Annotated in this window: 16 protein-coding genes; 4 read left to right on the top strand and 12 right to left on the bottom strand. The window is 61.3% G+C overall.

What is annotated here, in order from left to right; all coding sequences use genetic code 11:
• Window positions 1-29 precede the first annotated feature (29 nt).
• Together BBG20_RS06335 and BBG20_RS06330 are read left to right on the top strand one after the other, a co-directional pair.
• The gene (locus tag BBG20_RS06335; RefSeq protein ID WP_065901358.1) at window positions 30-368 is read left to right on the top strand and encodes a helix-turn-helix domain-containing protein; all 339 of its coding nucleotides are present in this window, start codon (window positions 30-32) and stop codon (window positions 366-368) included.
• Window positions 365-736: a hypothetical protein gene (locus tag BBG20_RS06330; protein WP_005786715.1), complete on the top strand. Its 372-nt coding sequence runs from the start codon at window positions 365-367 to the stop codon at window positions 734-736. The genes BBG20_RS06335 and BBG20_RS06330 overlap by 4 nt, the downstream gene beginning before the upstream one ends.
• On the opposite strand, the gene BBG20_RS06325 is transcribed toward BBG20_RS06330, so the two are convergent.
• Together BBG20_RS06325 and BBG20_RS06320 are read right to left on the bottom strand one after the other, a co-directional pair.
• Window positions 733-2,502 (bottom strand): bifunctional diguanylate cyclase/phosphodiesterase, encoded by a 1,770-nt coding sequence (locus BBG20_RS06325; RefSeq protein ID WP_065901923.1) that lies wholly within the window; start codon window positions 2,500-2,502, stop codon window positions 733-735. The two genes, BBG20_RS06330 and BBG20_RS06325, sit on opposite strands and share 4 nt — an antisense overlap.
• A 118-nt stretch (window positions 2,503-2,620) precedes the next feature.
• Window positions 2,621-4,702: a carboxy terminal-processing peptidase gene (locus BBG20_RS06320; RefSeq protein ID WP_226939950.1), complete on the bottom strand. Its 2,082-nt coding sequence runs from the start codon at window positions 4,700-4,702 to the stop codon at window positions 2,621-2,623.
• A gap of 138 nt (window positions 4,703-4,840) precedes the next feature.
• Here BBG20_RS06320 and BBG20_RS06315 point away from each other — a divergent pair, with 138 nt between their 5' ends.
• Window positions 4,841-5,803 (top strand): zinc-binding dehydrogenase, encoded by a 963-nt coding sequence (locus BBG20_RS06315; RefSeq protein ID WP_065901353.1) that lies wholly within the window; start codon window positions 4,841-4,843, stop codon window positions 5,801-5,803.
• Between the two features lie 151 nt (window positions 5,804-5,954).
• Here BBG20_RS06315 and BBG20_RS06310 read toward each other — a convergent pair whose 3' ends face one another.
• The 6 genes from BBG20_RS06310 to BBG20_RS06285 all read right to left on the bottom strand — a co-directional run bounded on the left by BBG20_RS06310 (window position 5,955) and on the right by BBG20_RS06285 (window position 11,300).
• The gene (locus BBG20_RS06310) at window positions 5,955-6,608 is read right to left on the bottom strand and encodes an HAD family hydrolase (protein WP_065901351.1); all 654 of its coding nucleotides are present in this window, start codon (window positions 6,606-6,608) and stop codon (window positions 5,955-5,957) included.
• A gap of 30 nt (window positions 6,609-6,638) precedes the next feature.
• Complete coding sequence (locus tag BBG20_RS06305; protein WP_065901349.1) at window positions 6,639-7,628, bottom strand: ABC transporter ATP-binding protein; 990 nt, start codon at window positions 7,626-7,628, stop codon at window positions 6,639-6,641.
• The gene (locus BBG20_RS06300) at window positions 7,625-8,425 is read right to left on the bottom strand and encodes an ABC transporter permease (RefSeq protein ID WP_065901347.1); all 801 of its coding nucleotides are present in this window, start codon (window positions 8,423-8,425) and stop codon (window positions 7,625-7,627) included. Before BBG20_RS06300 ends, BBG20_RS06305 begins: the two co-directional genes overlap by 4 nt.
• On the bottom strand, window positions 8,412-9,248 hold the full coding sequence (locus BBG20_RS06295) for an ABC transporter permease (RefSeq protein WP_168167059.1): 837 nt from the start codon (window positions 9,246-9,248) through the stop codon (window positions 8,412-8,414). Before BBG20_RS06295 ends, BBG20_RS06300 begins: the two co-directional genes overlap by 14 nt.
• A 5-nt stretch (window positions 9,249-9,253) precedes the next feature.
• Window positions 9,254-10,060, bottom strand: a complete 807-nt coding sequence (locus BBG20_RS06290; protein ID WP_065901342.1) for an alkaline phosphatase family protein — start codon at window positions 10,058-10,060, stop codon at window positions 9,254-9,256.
• A 163-nt stretch (window positions 10,061-10,223) separates the two neighbouring features.
• Window positions 10,224-11,300 (bottom strand): ABC transporter substrate-binding protein, encoded by a 1,077-nt coding sequence (locus BBG20_RS06285; RefSeq protein ID WP_065901340.1) that lies wholly within the window; start codon window positions 11,298-11,300, stop codon window positions 10,224-10,226.
• Between the two features lie 351 nt (window positions 11,301-11,651).
• Between BBG20_RS06285 and BBG20_RS06280 the strand changes: the two genes are divergently transcribed.
• Entirely contained in the window at window positions 11,652-12,365 is a 714-nt protein-coding gene (locus tag BBG20_RS06280; protein WP_053128712.1) for a UTRA domain-containing protein, read from the top strand.
• A gap of 973 nt (window positions 12,366-13,338) precedes the next feature.
• Here the strand turns inward: BBG20_RS06280 and BBG20_RS06275 are convergent.
• The 4 genes from BBG20_RS06275 to BBG20_RS06260 are packed head-to-tail and all read right to left on the bottom strand — an operon-like array spanning window position 13,339 to window position 16,860.
• A complete protein-coding gene (locus BBG20_RS06275) occupies window positions 13,339-14,301 on the bottom strand; it encodes a metal ABC transporter solute-binding protein, Zn/Mn family (protein ID WP_065901337.1) in 963 nt (320 codons plus the stop codon).
• The gene (locus tag BBG20_RS06270) at window positions 14,301-15,200 is read right to left on the bottom strand and encodes a metal ABC transporter permease (protein WP_065901333.1); all 900 of its coding nucleotides are present in this window, start codon (window positions 15,198-15,200) and stop codon (window positions 14,301-14,303) included. The genes BBG20_RS06275 and BBG20_RS06270 overlap by 1 nt, the downstream gene beginning before the upstream one ends.
• Window positions 15,197-15,943 carry a metal ABC transporter ATP-binding protein gene (locus tag BBG20_RS06265; RefSeq protein ID WP_065901329.1) on the bottom strand — a complete coding sequence of 249 codons (747 nt, stop codon included), beginning with the start codon at window positions 15,941-15,943 and terminating at the stop codon, window positions 15,197-15,199. Before BBG20_RS06265 ends, BBG20_RS06270 begins: the two co-directional genes overlap by 4 nt.
• Window positions 15,940-16,860, bottom strand: a complete 921-nt coding sequence (locus BBG20_RS06260; protein WP_065901323.1) for a metal ABC transporter substrate-binding protein — start codon at window positions 16,858-16,860, stop codon at window positions 15,940-15,942. The genes BBG20_RS06265 and BBG20_RS06260 overlap by 4 nt, the downstream gene beginning before the upstream one ends.
• Between the last annotated feature and the right edge of the window lies 1 nt (window position 16,861).

Genomic DNA, 16,861 nt, shown 5'->3' with positions numbered 1-16,861 from the left:
TGTAAGTGTTGTGATCCTACGGGGCAGTCATGGATATTCAGATAATTTCACGCAATGGCGAGCCCGAATACGCGGTTTTGCCATGGGACCAGTACCAGGCGCTGCTAAAAGCTGCCGGTCAGCCACATCCCGCACCGCCTCCTGCTGTTACTGCCCACGCCGCCCCCGCTGAGGATTTGCGCCCGCTCGCAGACCTGCGCGGCTTGCGCGAGGCCAAGGGCCTGGCCATCGAGACCCTGGCCCGCACCGTGGGTATCAGCCCCTCGTATCTTGGATTGATCGAAAGTGGTGAACGCCAGCCGGATGCCGCGATTCGCCGCAGCCTGGCCTGGGAATTGGGCGTTGCAGGTTGGAGGGATGAATCTTGAGCTTACGTATCAGCCGTCAACACTGGGATGGGTTACTCAACGAACTGGACCAGGCGCGCCGCCAGCGCCATCTGCTGACCTACCGCGCGCTGCTGGAGCGCCTGCAATTCCCGACGCCGGCCATGCAAACCCTGGCCGCGGCCCTGGAACACCTGGCGGCGCTGGATGCCAAGGCCGAGCAGCCGTTGCGCAGCTCACTGGTGATCAGCCAGGGCGCCAGCCGCCTGCCGCGTACCGGCTTTTTTGAATGCGTGGAGCGCCTGGGTCGGTTCAGCGGGCCGTCCGATGGGGTGGCCGCGGCCTCCTGGCACGCCTCGGAGGTGGTGCGGGTGTTTGAATACGAGTACCCGGAATCCGCCGAGGCTTAAAGCGCCTGGGGCTGCATGTCCATGCTGTCGATCACATGAATGCTGTAGCCGGCCACATCCTTGGCATGGTGTTTGGCTTGCGATGCCATCTCGGCCAACTGGCTGGCATCGAGTTGTCCACAGGCCTGTGGATATAAGTGCACCACGCCGATCGACAGTGACAGCAACGCGAACTCCTGACGCACGCCCTGGCGATTCAACGCCACGAAGCAGCCAGCGTCGAGGTGCTCGGCGCGATAGAAACGCCGGCATTGGGTATGGAAATCATCCAGCAACTGGTTGAGACGCTTGCGCCAATCCTGCGGCCCCAGCACCAGCAAAAAATCATCCCCGCCAATGTGTCCGACAAAGTCGCGGCTCGGGTCGACCCGGTCGTTCAGGCACTGCGCCAGGCACAGCAACACCTCATCCCCACGCCCATAACCGTAGATATCGTTGAAGGGCTTGAAGCTGTCGATGTCCACGTAGCAGATCACCGACTCGCGCTGCTGCTGCAACAACCGTGTGAGGCATTGCTGGATCGGCACGTTGCCTGGCAGCAGGGTCAGCGGGTTGGCGTAGCGCGCTTGCTGGATTTTCAGCTCGGTGATCAGCTTGAGCACATCGATCACCCGGCCCAGCCCCAGATAGTCGCCATTGAGGGTGATGATGAAGTCTTCCTCGATGCGCTGCCGCGCGCGGCTGGTCAACAGGCGGCTGACCTGTTGCAGCGACTGGCTCAACTCCACCGCCAGAAAATCATCGCTCATCAAGCGGCTGATCGGTTTGCGCGCAAACAGGTCGGTGGCGAACGGCTTGAGCAGTGCATCCGACAGCGAATGCCGATGCACGATGCCGACCGGGTGGCCGCGCCCGTCCAGCACTGCCAGCGAGTTGAGGTTGGCCTGGCGGCGGAATGACTCCAGTACCTGGGCGGTGGCGGTGTCCTGGTCCACCGCCGGCTGTTCGTTGAGCAGCGCGCTGAGGTCGCTGCCTTCTTCGCTGAGGGCGATGTTGGCGTTGTCCGGCTTGGGCAGCATCAGGCGCGCCTCTTGCGGCGGCTGTTCCTGCGGGCGGCAGAGCAGGTAGCCCTGGACCAGGTCAACGCCCATCTCCGTCAGCACAGCCAGCTCTTCCGCCAGTTCGATGCCCTCGGCAATCACCTGGGCGCGGGAGGCCCTGGCGATCTGCAGGATGGAGCCGACAAACTCGCGCTTGAGCGCATCCTGGTGAATGCCGTCGATAAAGTGCCGGTCGATCTTTACGTAGTCCGGGCGCAGCTCCGACCACAGCCGCAGGCTGGAATAGCCGGCGCCCAAATCATCCAGTGCGATGGCGAAACCCATGTTGCGGTAATGGTGCAGGGCGGTCTGCAGCAGGTCGAAGTCGTCGGTGGGCGTCTGCTCGGTGAGTTCGATCACCACCTGGCTCGGCGGGATGCCAAAGTCGCGCAGCAGTTGCAGGGTGCGCCCTGGTTGGTGCGCGGTTTCCATCAGGGATTCCGGCGAGATATTGAGAAACAGCTTGCCCGGCAGCTTCTGTTCACTGAAGCGTCGGCACGCGCTTTCGCGGCATGCGATTTCCAGTTCACTGAGGCGTCCCGCGTGGCTGGCCACCGAAAACAGGGCGACAGGGGAGTGCAGGGGGCTGTTCGAGGGGCCACGACTGAGGGCTTCGTAGCCGAGAATGCGCCGTTCAGACAGGCAGATGATCGGTTGGAACAGGCTGTGCAAACTGCCTTGAGCCAGGATAGAGCCCAATGCATTCAGCTGTTCGGTCATGGTCATGGCGATCTCGATCGAAAAAAAAGGACCGCAGGCATGACGCCTGCGGTCCTTCATTTCACGACAGAATGATGTCTATATGATGACACTCCAAGGAGCGATCACATTAAATCGCCATCATTTACTGCTTGGCTACCTGCTTGGTGATCTTCAGGTAGTCCAGCAGGATCCGGCCTGTCTCGGCCAGGTAAGCGTCGTCTTCCGGCTTGGTTTTCTCGGCTTCGGCCGGCAGCGCATCTTCATCTTCTTTTTTCAGCTCCTTGAGTGGATCTTCACCCTTGGCCTTGCGGCGGATGTTTTCCAGTACCAGTTGCTGGTTTTCGATGTCGGTGTGCTGCTTGCGACGATCCACTTCGTTGAGGCTGACGGTTTTTTCTTCCATCAGCTTCTTGGCCAGGGCCAGCTTGTCGCGGATGAACACGAACTCGGCATCCTTGGCGGAGCGGGTGTCGTGGTCAGCCTTGAGCTGTGCCAGGAACGGCTTGAACGGATCGGACGCCGGCTTGATCGCAGGACGGATGGTGTCCCACGGCATGGCTTCCGGCAGGGCGCTTTCGCCGATTTCCTTGGTGTCGATGATCGACGGGAAATCAATGTCCGGCAGCACGCCCTGATGCTGGGTGCTCTGCCCGGAAACCCGGTAGAACTTGGCCAGGGTCAGTTTCAGTTCGCCGTGGTTCAGCGGCTGAATGGTCTGCACGGTGCCTTTGCCGAAGGTCTGGCCGCCGATGATCAGTGCACGGTGGTAGTCCTGCATGGCGCCGGCGAAAATCTCCGAGGCCGAGGCCGAGAGACGGTTGACCAGCAGCGCCATCGGCCCTTTGTAGAAGGCCCCCGGGTTTTCATCTTCGAGCACGTCGACACGGCCGTCAGCGTTGCGTACCAACACGGTCGGACCCTTGTCGATAAACAGGCTGGTCAGCTCGGTGGCTTCCTGCAGGGAACCGCCACCGTTGTTGCGCAGGTCGATGACCACGCCGTCGACTTTGTCTTTCTGCAGTTCCGTGAGGATTTTCTTCACGTCGCGCGTGGTGGACTTGTAGTCCGGATCGCCAGCACGGAAGGCCTTGAAGTCCAGGTAGAAGGCCGGGATTTCAATCACGCCCAGCTTGTAATCCTTGCCATCCTGCTTGAGGTTGAGGATTTTCTTCTGCACGGCTTGGTCTTCGAGCTTCACCGCTTCACGGGTGATGGACACGATCTTGCTGGTCTGGTCGTTCGGTGCATTGGTGTGCGGAATCACTTCCAGGCGCACCACGCTGCCTTTCGGCCCACGGATCAGCTTGACCACTTCGTCCAGGCGCCAGCCGACCACATCGACCATCTCTTTGTCGGCCTGGGCCACACCGATGATCTTGTCGGCCGGGGCCACTTGCTTGGTCTTGTCCGCCGGACCTGCCGGCACCAGGCGCACGATCTTGACCTGGTCATTGTCGCTTTGCAGGACGGCACCGATGCCTTCCAGCGACAGACTCATATTGATATCGAAATTTTCCGCGTTATCTGGCGACAGATAATTGGTGTGCGGATCGTAGGACATCGCGAAGGTGTTGATGTAGGCCTGGAAGATATCTTCGGCACGGGTCTGGTCCAGACGTGCCAGCTGATTCTTGTAGCGCTTGGTCAACAGCTCCTGGATCGCCTTGGGCTCTTTGCCGGCGATCTTCAGGCGCAGCACTTCGTCCTTGACGCGTTTGCGCCACAGGTCGTCGAGCGCGGCGGTGCTGGTCAGCCAAGGCGCGTCCTTGCGATCCACCAGAAGGGTTTCCTTCTGGGTGAAGTCGAGCTTGTCGACACCTTTGTCCAACTCACCCAGGGCGAAGTCCAGACGCGCTTTGACGCGGTCCAGGTAACGCTTGTAGATGGTGAAGCCGGGCTGCAGGTCGCCGCTCTTGAGGAAGTCGTCGAACTGGGTCTTCCACTTGTCGAACTCAGCGATATCGCTGGCCAGGAAGTAGCTGCGCGACGGATCCAGCAGCTTGAGGTAGCTGTCGTAGATGATCACCGAGCGCGCATCGTCAAGCGGCGGCTTGCTGTAGTGATGACGCTTGAGCAACTCGACGACGTTGAGGCTGGCAATCACCTCATCGCGATCAGGCTGAAGGTTGTCCCAGCTGTTGGCTGCGAACGTATTGGTCGACATCGACGCGAAGCCGAGACCAATGAAAAAAGCGAGGGCGGTGCTGGGGAACAAATGCTTCATGCTGATTCGACGCGGGGGCAATTGATAACGCATATTAGGCCGTCTTTGAAGTCGCCGGTTCCATATGGTCCGGTCGCATAATGCAAAAAGCCCGGCGCTACTGCTACGGGCTCAGTCCAGGTTCACTATGGAGGCACTGTGAAAGCATTGCAAGGCGTTGAAGGTCATGTGGAGTGGTTGGAAGAACCAAGTCCTACCTGCGATGTAGGCCAAGTTCGCATTCGCGTGGCGGCTGCGGGCCTCAATCGCGCAGATTTATTACAGCGTGCCGGGCTTTATCCACCACCCCCCGGCGCCAGCCATGTGCTGGGCCTGGAGTGTTCCGGCGTGATCAGCGAAGTCGGTGCGGGCTCGTCCTGGCAAGTGGGCGATCGCGTCTGCGCATTGCTGGCCGGTGGCGGCATGGCCGAAGAAGTGGTGGTGGACGCACGGCATGTGCTGCCGGCGCCGGAAGGGCTGTCGCTGGTCGAAGCGGCCGCATTGCCTGAGGTGTACAGCACGGCGTGGCTCAATCTGTTCCAACTGGCGGGCCTCAAGCCGGGTGAAAAAGTCTTGCTGCATGCCGGTGCCAGTGGCGTGGGCTCGGCGGCGATCCAGCTGTGCAAGGCGTTTGGCAGCCCGTGCTGGGTCAGTGTCGGTTCGGCGGAACGCCTGGCGTATTGCGAAGAATTGGGCGCCCAGGGCGGCGTGGTACGTACCGACGGCATCGAAGGGCTGCGGGACTTCGGGCCGTTCGATGTCATCCTCGATCCGGTCGGCGGCAGCTACGCCGCGCTGGACCTCAAGCTGCTGGCCCTGGACGGTCGCTGGGTGCTGATCGGCCTGATGGGTGGCCGCGAGGCGCAACTGGACCTGGCCCAGGTGCTGGGCAAGCGTGTGCAGTTGTTGGGCTCGACCCTGCGCAGCCGCAGTGATCAGTTCAAGGCGGACCTGTTCAGTGATTTGAGCCAGCACGTGTGGCCACTGTTCACTGAAGGTCGCTTGAGCCCGCAATTGGCCAAGACGTTCCCGATCAAGGATGCCGAGGCGGCGTTTGAAGCCTTGGCGAGCAACCAGATCTCCGGGAAATTAGTGTTGGTGATTGACGAGACATTGGTCTGACACCGGTCTCCGGCTGAAATGAGATCAAACGGTGGGAGCGGGCTTGCTGGCGAAAGCGGAGTGTCAGATGAAAAATTCTTCACTGACAAACCGCTTTCGCGAGCAAGCCCGCTCCCACAGTGGATTGGATTTCAATTCAAGGAGCGCAGTGTCACACCCAGTGATGGATCGGCCAGCCGGCCTTTTCCGCGTGCTCGCGTAGCACCGGGTCCGGGTTCACCACGTTTGGGTGATCCACCTTCAGCAGCAACGGCAGGTCATTGCGCGAATCCGAGTAGAAATACGCCCCTTCCAGCGTCTCGCCTTCCTGCTCCAGCCATTCCAGCAAGCGTGTGATCTTGCCTTCGCGGTAGGTCAGTACACCGACGGTACGGCCGCTGTACACGCCATGGCTCACTTCCAGATCAATCCCCAGCACTTCATCGATGCCGATCCGCGCCGCAATCGGCGTGACCAGGTGGGTGCCCGAGGCGGAAATCACCAGGATGCGGTCGCCATTGGCGCGGTGGCGGGCGATGGTCTTGGTGGCGTCACTGTAGATCAGTGGTTCGATCACGTCCTCGACCCAGGGCTCCACCAGGTGGTCGATTTCCTCCGGGGTGCGGCCGATCATCGGCTCGAGGCTGAAGTCCATGAAGTCTTCCATGGCCAGCTTGCCCTGGCTGTAGGCGTCCATCAGCTCGTTGTTCCTGCGCATGAACGACTCGGGGTCGACCCAGCCCAGGCGGCCCATCTGCTCGCTCCACAGGGTGGCGCAGTCGCCGTGGATCAGGGTGTCGTCCAAATCAAAAATTACCAATGCCATCCGTTACGCTCTCTCAATCAGTCGTGCTGCTCAGGCTACTTCACACAGTGCACTGGGGTCGATGGAAAGTGCCAGGCGCTGGCCGTCGGGGTGCAGATCGTCCGCCGAGCGGTTCAGTACGTCCACCACCAATTCGACGCCACGGGCTTCGATGCGGTAGCGGATCACGTTGCCCAGCAGACTGTGGCTGCGCACCAGGGCATCGAGTTCGCCGCTGCGGCTGAGCTCGATGGCCTCGGGGCGAATCGCGATGCGCCCGCTGATCGGCCGCTGCAGCAACTGGCTGGCCTTGTCGGCGTCCAGCAGGTTGTAGTTGCCGATAAATCCGGCGGCAAAGACATCCACCGGCGCGGTGTAGAGGGTTTCGGCGTCGCCGCTTTGCACGATCTTGCCCTGGTTCATCAGGAAGATCCGGTCCGACATGGTCAGGGCTTCTTCCTGGTCATGGGTCACGAAGATCGTGGTCAGGCCCAGTTCGCGCTGGATCTGGCGGATCTGTTCGCGCAGGTGTTTGCGAATCCGTGCATCCAGCGCCGACAGCGGCTCATCGAGCAGCAACAGGCGCGGGCGGGTGACCAGCGAGCGGGCGAGCGCCACGCGCTGGCACTGGCCGCCCGACATCTGGTGCGGGTAGCGGCCGGCGAGGTCCTTGAGTTCGACCAGTTGCAGCACTTCCTGTACCCGCTTGTGGCTGTCATCGGCATTGACCTTTTGCATACGCAGGCCGAAGGCGACGTTCTGTTCCACGGTCATGTTGGGGAACAGTGCATAGCTCTGGAACACCATGCCGATGTGACGTTTTTGCGGGCTCAGCGGGACGATGTCCTGGCCATCCAGCAGGATTTTCCCACTGTCCACCGAGGTCAGGCCGGCGATGCAGCGCAGCAGGGTGGACTTGCCGCACCCTGACGGGCCGAGCAGGGTGACGAATTCGCCCTTGGCGATTTCGCAGTTGATATCACTGAACACCGGGGTGCCGGCGTAGCCTTTTTGCAGGTGTTGGACGCTGACGAAGCTCATTGGCTTTTGTCCTTGTTCAAGATATTGGCGGCCCAGGTCAGCACCAGCACAAAGAAGAAATAGGAAATCACGACGGCACTGGTGAAGTGGCCGCTGCTGTTGCGCATGTTGTTCAGGTACACCTGCAGGGTTTCGTAGCGGGTACCGACGAGGATGTTGGCGAACACGAATTCACCGAACAGGAACGAGAACGACAGCAGCAGCGCGACCATCAGGCCTTTGCGCAGGTTCGGCAGCACCACCAGGATCGCCGCCTGCCAGGTGCTGGCGCCGAGCAGTTGCGAGGCATCCATCAGGTCTCGCAGGTTGATCGCCTGCAGGTTATTGGTGATCGCGCGGTACATGAACGGCAGCGCCACGGTGAAGTAGCAACCGATCAGGATCCACGGTGTGCCCACCATCGCCAGCGGCCCGGAACCGTAGAGTTGCAGCAGGCCCACCGACGACACCACCGGCGGCACCGCGAAGGGCAGCAGGATCAGGATGTTCATCAGTGCGTCGAGCCTTGGGAAGTGGTAATGCACCACGAACAGCAGCGGCAGGATCAACACCACCGACAGCAGCAGTGCGCCCACGCACACCAGCAACGACTGCCCGAAGGCCATCAGGAAGCGCGGGTCGCTCCACAGCTGGACGTACCATTTCACGGTAAAGCCAGCGGGCAGGATGGTTGCCGACCAACTGCTGGCAATCGAATAGACGAAGGTGCCGATCAGCGGCAGCACCAGGATCGCAAACAACAGGTACACCACCACGCGGTGGTAGAGGGAGGCCGGGCCGGCTTCAGCGCGAGACATGGTAGCTCCTCTTGAGCAACAGTTGATGGACCACGGTGACCACGGTCATCAGCGCCACCAGCACCACGGCCAGGGCGCTGGCCATGTTCGGATCCAGCGAGACATCCCCCGACACCAGGCCGGCGATGCGAATCGGCAGCACGTTGAAGTTGCCGGTGGTCAGCGCGTAGACCGTGGCATAGGCGCCCAGCGCGTTGGCCAGCAGGATCACGAACGTGCCCAGCAACGCCGGCGTGAGCACCGGCAAGCCGATATGCCGCCAGAACTGCCAGCCATTGGCACCCAGCAACGCCGCCGACTCGCGCCAGTCTTCGCGCAGCGCGTCGAACGCCGGGTAGAGCAGCAGCACGCCGAGGGGAATCTGGAAGTAGGTGTAGAGAATGATCAAGCCGGTCTTGGAGTACAGGTTGAAGTCCTGAATGATCCCGGCCTGCTTGAGCATGATGGTGATGCTGCCGTTGAAACCCAGCAGGATGATGAAGGCGAACGCCAGGGGGACGCCGGCAAAGTTGCTGGTCATGTTGGCGAAAGCGGTGACGAAATTGCGCAGCGGCGAATCGACCCGGCGCAGGGAGTAACTGCCCAGGGTGGCGATAATGATGCCGAAGATGCTCGAGTAGAAGCTGATCTCCAGGCTGAACTGGATGGCTTGCAGGTAGAACTTCGAGCTGAAGATCCGCGTGAAGTTGTCCAGGCCCCAGCCGGTTTCTTCCGTTTGCAGGCTGTTGATCAACACCCAGACGAGCGGGGCGATTTCGAACACGATAAAGAACAGCGTGAAAGGCACCAGGCACAGCAGCGCCAGCCATTTGCCGCGAGTCATGGAATTCACTTCAACAGCTCCCGGCAGACAGGTTTGTCGTGTGGTACGCCCAACAGCTCGCAGACGGTGCCGCACAGGTCGGTCTGGTTCGGCGCGGCGTGGATGTCGAGGCTGAAGGCCTCGCCGAGTACAAACAACGGCACTTCGCGCTCTTCCGGCAACAGGCCGTTGTGGGAGCGATCGTTGTTCATGCCGTGGTCGGCGGTGACCAGTACCTGGTAGCCGGCATCGAGCCAGCCTTGCAGGTAGTCAGCCAGGATGATGTCGGCCGAGCGGGCGCTGTTGCGGTATTGCGCGGTGTCGAGACCGTGCTTGTGGCCGGCGTCGTCGATGTTCATCGGGTGCACGACCAGGAAGTTTGGCGCGTGTTTGACGCGCAGGCTTTCGGCGTCGGCAAACAGGTGTGAATCCGGGTAATGGTCATTCCAGTAGAAATGCCCGTGCTGGATCGCCAGCGCCTTGTCGTCGGTATGACGATCACGCGCGGCAATAAAGGGTGTGCGGTTATACAACTCGCTGACCCAATGGTAAGCCGCCGCCGCAGTGGTCAGGCCGGCGTCGGTGGCGTAATGGAAAATGCTGCGTTGGTTTGACAGGCGCGAGACCTGGTTGTGGACGATGCCGCTCTGGATCGGTGGCACGCCGGTGAGGATGCACTCATACAACGGGCGGGACAGGGCGGGCAGTTCACATTCCAGTTTGTAGAGGGCTGCGCGTCCTGCGCCGACATAGGCCTGCAAGTGCCCCATGGCGTGTCGGGCAACCTCGAAGTTCAGGCCGTCGAGCACGACAAGGATGACATTGTGCTTCATGGGGGCTGGGGCTCCGCAACAGGGGATGTGGATCTTTTGTTCGGTTGGAACCGGATCAATTGTGGGCGCTGGCTTGCCTGCGATGGCGATGTATCAGCCGACATCAGTGTCGAATGTTCGACCGTCATCGCCGGCAAGCCGGCTCCTACAGGTTTTGCGTCGCTTACTTCATTTCTACGATGACTTGCTCGTTCCACTGTTGTGGCAACTTCTTGGAGGTCGCTTCCCAGGCATCGGCATCCTTGATCGGTTGCGGATTGGCCTTGGTGTACTGCTCGCCCGGGATCAGGTTCTTGGCGATATCAGCCGGCAGTTTCAGGTCGGTTTCAGCACGGATCGGACGCGCATTGCCACGCGCCAGGTTGAGTTGGCCGGCATCGCTGAAGATGTATTCGCGGGTCAGCTTGGCGGCGTTCGGGTGCTTGGCGTATTTGTTGATGATGGTGGTGTAGCCGGATTTTACCGAGCCGTCAGAAGGAATCAGCACCACGTAGTCATCCGGGTTGGCCATCTTGGCCTTGTAGCTCAGGCCGTTGAAGTCCCAGACGATGCCCACTTCGACTTCGCCTTTTTCCATGGTGGCGATGGTCGGGTTGGACAGCGAGAGACGACCTTGCTGGGCGATCTTGGTGAAAAACTGCAGGCCCGGCGCGATGTTTTTCTCGTCGCCTTTATTGGCGATGGCTGCCGCCAGTACGCCGTTGGCCGCTTGGGCCGCGGTGCTCACGTCACCGATGGAGACTTTGTATTTGCCTTTCTGCAGGTCAGCCCAGCTGGTTGGTACTTCGGAACCGTGCAGCAGCTTCTTGTTGACGATGAAGGCGATGGTGCCGGTGTAGGCCAGGGCCCAGTGACCGTCCTTGTCTTTCGCCCAATCCGGGACCTGGGCCCAGGTCGACGGTTTGTACGGCTGGGTGACTTCCTGCTTCACCGCGATCGGACCGAAGGCCGCGCCCACGTCGCCGATGTCGGCGCTGGCGTTGTCTTTTTCAGCCTTGAACTTGGCGATTTCCTGGGCCGAGCTCATGTCGGTGTCGATGTGCTTGAGGCCGTAGGTCTTGGCCAGGTCTTCCCAGGTGCCTTTCCAGTTGGCCCAGTCATCGGGCATGCCGACGCTGTTGATGGCGCCTTCTGTCTTGGCGGCAGCTTCAAGGGTTTTTAGATCGGTATCAGCAGCCATGGCGGCGGTGCACATGGCAATGGTCGAGCCTAACAGTGATGCCAGGAAAAGCTGTTTCATCCGAAGCTCCTTTGGGCGTTTTCAACGCTGCGTTTTTGTCGACGTTTGCGGTGGTGTTGGTCTAGGTCAGCAATACCTGAGCCAATCTAGGCTGGATGGATGACAGTTTCATGTCGATGTCGTTTTTAAATCGCTTGTGTCGCTCAGCACAGACTTAGCGTAGACCATGCTCAAGTGCCCGCAGAGCCTGGACTTGGCCGATGTATTGCAGGGTGTGCAGGAGGGACCCGACATGGACTGTCATCTGTCGGTCATCTGTAATGCCTAGGCTGGCACGCAATGGCAGGAGCCCGAATACAGCGCGTTTTGTGCACCTGAACGGTGCTGGTCTAGTCCAGATAGGTAACGTTGATGCGTGATGAGGCAATCAAGGCGGTGACATCCATCGGCCTGGCGCTGCAAGAGCAGATCGACCACGGCCTGTTGCCGCCTGCAAGCAAACTGCCCGCCGAGCGCAAGCTCAGCGAGTTGTTTGGTACCACTCGAATTACCGTGCGGGAAGCCTTGTTACAACTGGAGGCCCAGGGCCAGATCTATCGTGAGGAGCGCCGGGGCTGGTTTGTCTCGCCACCACGGCTGGCCTACAACCTGATGCAGCGCAGCCACTTTCACGCGATGGTCAACGACCAGGGGCGGGTGGCGTCTACCGAAGTGATCTCTGCGCGGCTGCAACCGGCCTCGGCGGCGGTGTGTGCGTGGTTGCAGTTGCCGGCGTTGTCCAGCGTGATCCAGATCTGCCGGGGCCGGCGGATTGACGGGCGGCTGGTGTTGTACGTGGAGCACTACCTGAACCCGCAGTATTTCCCGGGGATTCTTGAGTGCGACCTGAATCAGTCAATGACTGAGTTGTATGCGCGCAAATACGACTTGCACTACGGGCGGGTGCGTTTCGAAATCGTCCCGACCTCACTGCCGGTGGAAGCCGCCGCCGCGTTGCGCGTGTCGGTGGGCAGCCCGGGCCTGCGGATTGCCCGGGTCAATTATGACCAGCACCAGCGACTGATCGACTGCGACCTGGAATTTTGGCGGCATGATGCAATTCATGTCGGAGTGGATGTGGTTTAACCCGTGTGGCAAGCAGGCTTGTTGTGAAATGCGGGCAGGCTTGTTGTGGAATGCAGGCACGCTTGTTGTGGAATACAGGCACGCTTGTTGTGGTGAGCAGGCTTGCCCTGCGTTGGGCTGCGCAGCAGACCCGAAACCTGTATGGGGATTTTTCTGGCAGGTTAGGGTGGCCTTAGTAGGGGGCTGCTGCGCAGCCCAACGCAGGGCAAGCCTGCTCGCCACAGAGTTCTGTTCACCACATAAGCCTGTTCACCCATAAGCCTATTCACCACAGTGGCCTGCTCACTACGGAAGGTTGATCTTCAGATGTCAGGGCGTGAGTGTCTTGATCACCTGATCCACATTGGTTTCCGGTTCTGCACCGTCGATGTTCAGCATCTGCCGCCACCGGCAAGCAGTCTTGTTATGGAATGCAGGCACGCTTGTTATGGATTACAGGCACGCTTGTTGTGGTGAGCAGGCTTGCCCTGCGTTGGGCTGCGCAGCAGACCCAAAGCCTGTATGGGGTTTTTTCTGGCAGGGTAGGGTGGCCTTAGTAGGGGGCTGCTGCGCAGCCCAACTCAGGGCAAGCCTGCTCGCCACAGAGTTCTGTTCAGCACAGAGGCCTGCCCACCACCGAAGGCTGATCTTCAGATGTCAGCGCGCGAGTGTCTTGATCACCTGATCCACATTGGTTTCCAGCTCTGCACCGTCGATGTTCAGCATCTGCCGCCACCGGCAAGCAGTCTTGTTATGGAATGCAGGCACGCTTGTTGTGGTGAGCAGGCTTGCCCTGCGTTGGGCTGCGCAGCAGACCCAAAACCTGTATGAGGATTTTTCTGGCAGGTTAGGGGGGCTTTGATAGGGGCTGCTGCGCAGCCCAACGCAGGGCAAGCCTGCTCGCCACAGAGTTTCGTTCACCACCTAAGCCTGTTCACCCATAAGCCTGCTCACTACAGAGGCCTGCCCACCACAGAAGGCTGACCTTCAGATGTCAGGGCGCGAGTGTCTTGATCACCTGATCCACATTGGTCTCCAGTTCGGTCACCGGCTCTGCGCCGTCGACGTTCAGCACCAACAGTTGCGCACCGCCCGCCGTCACGGCGGCTTTTACCGCTTCGCTTGGCTGACGATGGTGCAGCACCACGGCCACGTCGTTGTCCTTCAGCGCGGCGCTGAATGTTTGCAAGGCCTCGGGTGTCCAGTCGGCGTCGGGGCGGGCGTCGGTGCTGACCACTTCCAGGTTCAGGCTGCTGATCAGATAAGCGAAGTGATCGCTCAAGCTGACCACGCTGAGGTTGTCCGCCTTGGCCAGCCGCGCTTCGCTGTCTGCGCTGAGTTTGAGCAGGCGCTGCTTGAGGGCGGCGAGGTTGGCGTCGATGGTCGGCTTGGCGTGAGGCGCCAGGCGGCTCAGGTCGGCGGCCATTACATCGGCCATGCGCCCCATGTTGTTGCTCGATTGCCACGGCTGGCTGTTCAGCCCGTCGGCACTGCCCGGCTGCACGGCGATCCCCGGCAAGCCGCCATCCACCGGGCGTGCCGCGTCGATTTCGACGATGCGGATGTTGCTGCGGCGTGCCACTGGGTAGAGCGGGTCATCCGCCCACAGCGAGCGCAGGCCGATGGCTGCATCGGCGTCCACCGCCAGCTTGCCCAGCGCCGGCGCGCCACGGCCGGTGAAATAGGACACCTGGCGCGACCCGGGCAGGTTGGCGGGAGCTGCGCGCTCCAACTGCACATCGGTGCCCTTGAGCAGCACTTCGGCCAGCCCGTAGGTGATGGGTAACGAGGCGAGCACTTTGACGGTCTTGACCGATTTTGCCTTGCTCAGTGCAGCATGGCCGAGGCCATTGTTGGCGACGAAGTCCCGGGTTTGGAACCCGTCAACGGCGGCCAGCGCCGAGGTGCTGAGCAAGCAAGCGATGGCCAGGGCCAGTGGGCGAAAGACAGGGCGCATTATCCAAGATTCCCTTTGAGGCTGGGCACCGTGCCACGCGCAATGGCGGCAATGGCGAAGGCGATACCGGCCACCAGAATGATCGCGGCGCCGGACGGAACAGGCAGGTCGAAGATGATCGGCAGCAGGATGCCGCACAGGGTGCTGACGGTGGCGATTACCACCGAGACCCAGAAAAACCCCTTGAGCGACTGGCTGAGCAGACGTGCCGCCGCCGCCGGGATCACCAGCAGCGCGCCGACCAGGATCGCGCCGATGACCTTGACGGCCGCCACGGTGATCAGCGTAACCAGGATCACGAACAGGTAATCCAGGGTCTTCACGGCCACGCCGCGCACCGCCGCCAGTTGCGGGTTGAAGCTGGCGAGCATGATGCGGTTGTACAGCGGCAACGCCAGGGCCATCACCAGTGCGCCGACAATCGCCAGCACCAGCAGGTCATTGCCGTTGACGGTCAGCACCGAGCCGAACAGCACGTTTTCAAGGATATGCACGTTGATCTTGCCTGCCAGGATCAGCAGCAGGCTCGCGCCCAAGGCCAGCGATACCGACAGGAACACGCCGATCAAGGTGTCTGGCGCCAGGCCGGTGCGGTTGCGCAGGTAATTGAGCAGGATGCCGAACAACAGGCAGTAGCCGAACAGGCTGCCATACGGCCCGGTGTAGGGTTCGCCGAGCAGAATGCCCACGGCCACGCCGGTCAGCGCGGCATGGCCGACCGCTTCGGAGAAAAACGCAAAGCGCTTGACCACCACCAGCGTGCCCAACCCGCCCAGCACCGGGCCGATCAGCAAGCCGGCGAGCAGCGCGTTGACCACAAAACCATAGGCCAGTGCCTCCGGCAGATAGCCGGAAGACGCCCAGACCTGGACCATCAAGCGAAACGCTTCATAACTCATTGCGCCGGGCTCCGAGGGTGGGTAGAGAACAGGGTCAGCAGGCGGTCCGGGGTCAGCGCCTCTTTCGGCGTGGCGTCGAACAGCACGCGGCGGTTCAACCCGGTGACGCGGTCGGCCAGGCGGCCCACGGCTTCCAGGTCATGCTCGATCCACAACACGGTGATCCCGGCGAGGCGCCAGTCATTCAGCAAGCGTTCGAACACCTGGATACCGGCCTCATCGAGTGCCGACATCGGTTCATCCAACACCAGCAATTGCGGCGCCGGGATCAACCCCTGGGCCAACAGCACGCGCTGGCGCTCGCCACCCGACAATGCGCCCATGCGCCGCTTGCGTTTGTCCTGCATGCCGACCCGTTCCAGTGCCTCGCCGATTGCACCGGCGTAATGCCTGGACAGCCCGAGAAACGCCGGGCGCCGTTGGCACATGGCAGCCATGAAGTCATCGACGGTCATCGGTAAGCCACGGTCGAATTCCAGCGCCTGGGGCACATAGCCGATGGTGCCGGGCGTGCTTGGCCACTGCAGGCTCAACTGCCCCTGATGCGGCGTCTGGCCCAGCAAGGTCTTGATCAGCGAGCTTTTGCCGCCGCCGTTGGGGCCGACCAGCGCATGGATGCTGCCCGGTTGGACCTGGAAGGTCACGCCGTCGAGGATCGTGGTGCGACCGAGGGTCAATGAGATGTTGTCGAAGTCGAGGGTCGGGCCAATGCTGGCCACCTCCAGTCGTTGCGCTGCGGTCATGCCCCCGACTCCTGGATCGCCCGGACCACGGTGTTGAGGTTGCCGGTCATTTCCACTTCGTATTTCTCCGCGCTGTAGGCGCCGTAGGAAATATGCGACAGCGGATACAGCTTGACCCCGGATTCACGCTGGATGGTCTCGACGTAAGTGGACGGGAAATCCATCTCCGAGAAGATCACCTTCACGTCCAGGGCTCGCAGCTCATCGATGGTTTTCTTCAGTTGGCTGGGGCTTGGCTCGATACCGTGGGCCGGTTCGACCACGGCGGTGACTTCCAGGCCAAACTCGCGCAGCAAGTAGTCGTAGGCCGCGTGCACGGTGGCGACGCGCAGGTCGGGGTTGGGTGCGCTGGTCAACTTGGCCAGGGCATCGGCGCGCATCTGGCGCAGGCGCTTGCCATAGGCGCGAGCGTTCTGGGTGTAGGTCTTGGCGTTGTCAGGGTCGAGCTTGCCCAGCTCGCGGGCGATGTTGTTGACCTGGGCAATCGACGCGCTGATCGACAGGAAGGTGTGCGGGTTGACCACCTTGCCTGCACCGCGCGCGGCATTGCCGGTGGCGGCCAGCAATGGCACGTTGGCGTTGGCTTCGATCACCGGGATGTCCGGGCGCTCGCTGGTGGCGATCATGCGGTCGGCGAAGTCGTCATGGCCGACGCCGTTGAGCACGATGACATCGAGGGTGCCGATGCGCTTGATGTCTTCGGCGCGCGGTTCGTAGGCGTGAGGGTTGAAACCGGCAGGAATCAGCGGCACGACCTCGGCCTTGTCGCCGACGATGTTCGCCACGTAGCTGTAATAAGGGTGCAGGGTGATACCGATCCGCAGGCGCTTGGCCGCCTCGGCATTGGCCAGCGGGGCCAGCATCAGGCTGAACAGGCCAACCAGTAATACGCGCAACAGGGGAGATGAAATAGACATG

This window comes from Pseudomonas aylmerensis (genome assembly GCF_001702265.1).
Classification (GTDB): domain Bacteria; phylum Pseudomonadota; class Gammaproteobacteria; order Pseudomonadales; family Pseudomonadaceae; genus Aquipseudomonas; species Aquipseudomonas aylmerensis.
The sequence above is the reverse complement of the archived record's forward strand: the minus strand, read 5'-3'. Positions and strand labels throughout refer to the sequence as shown.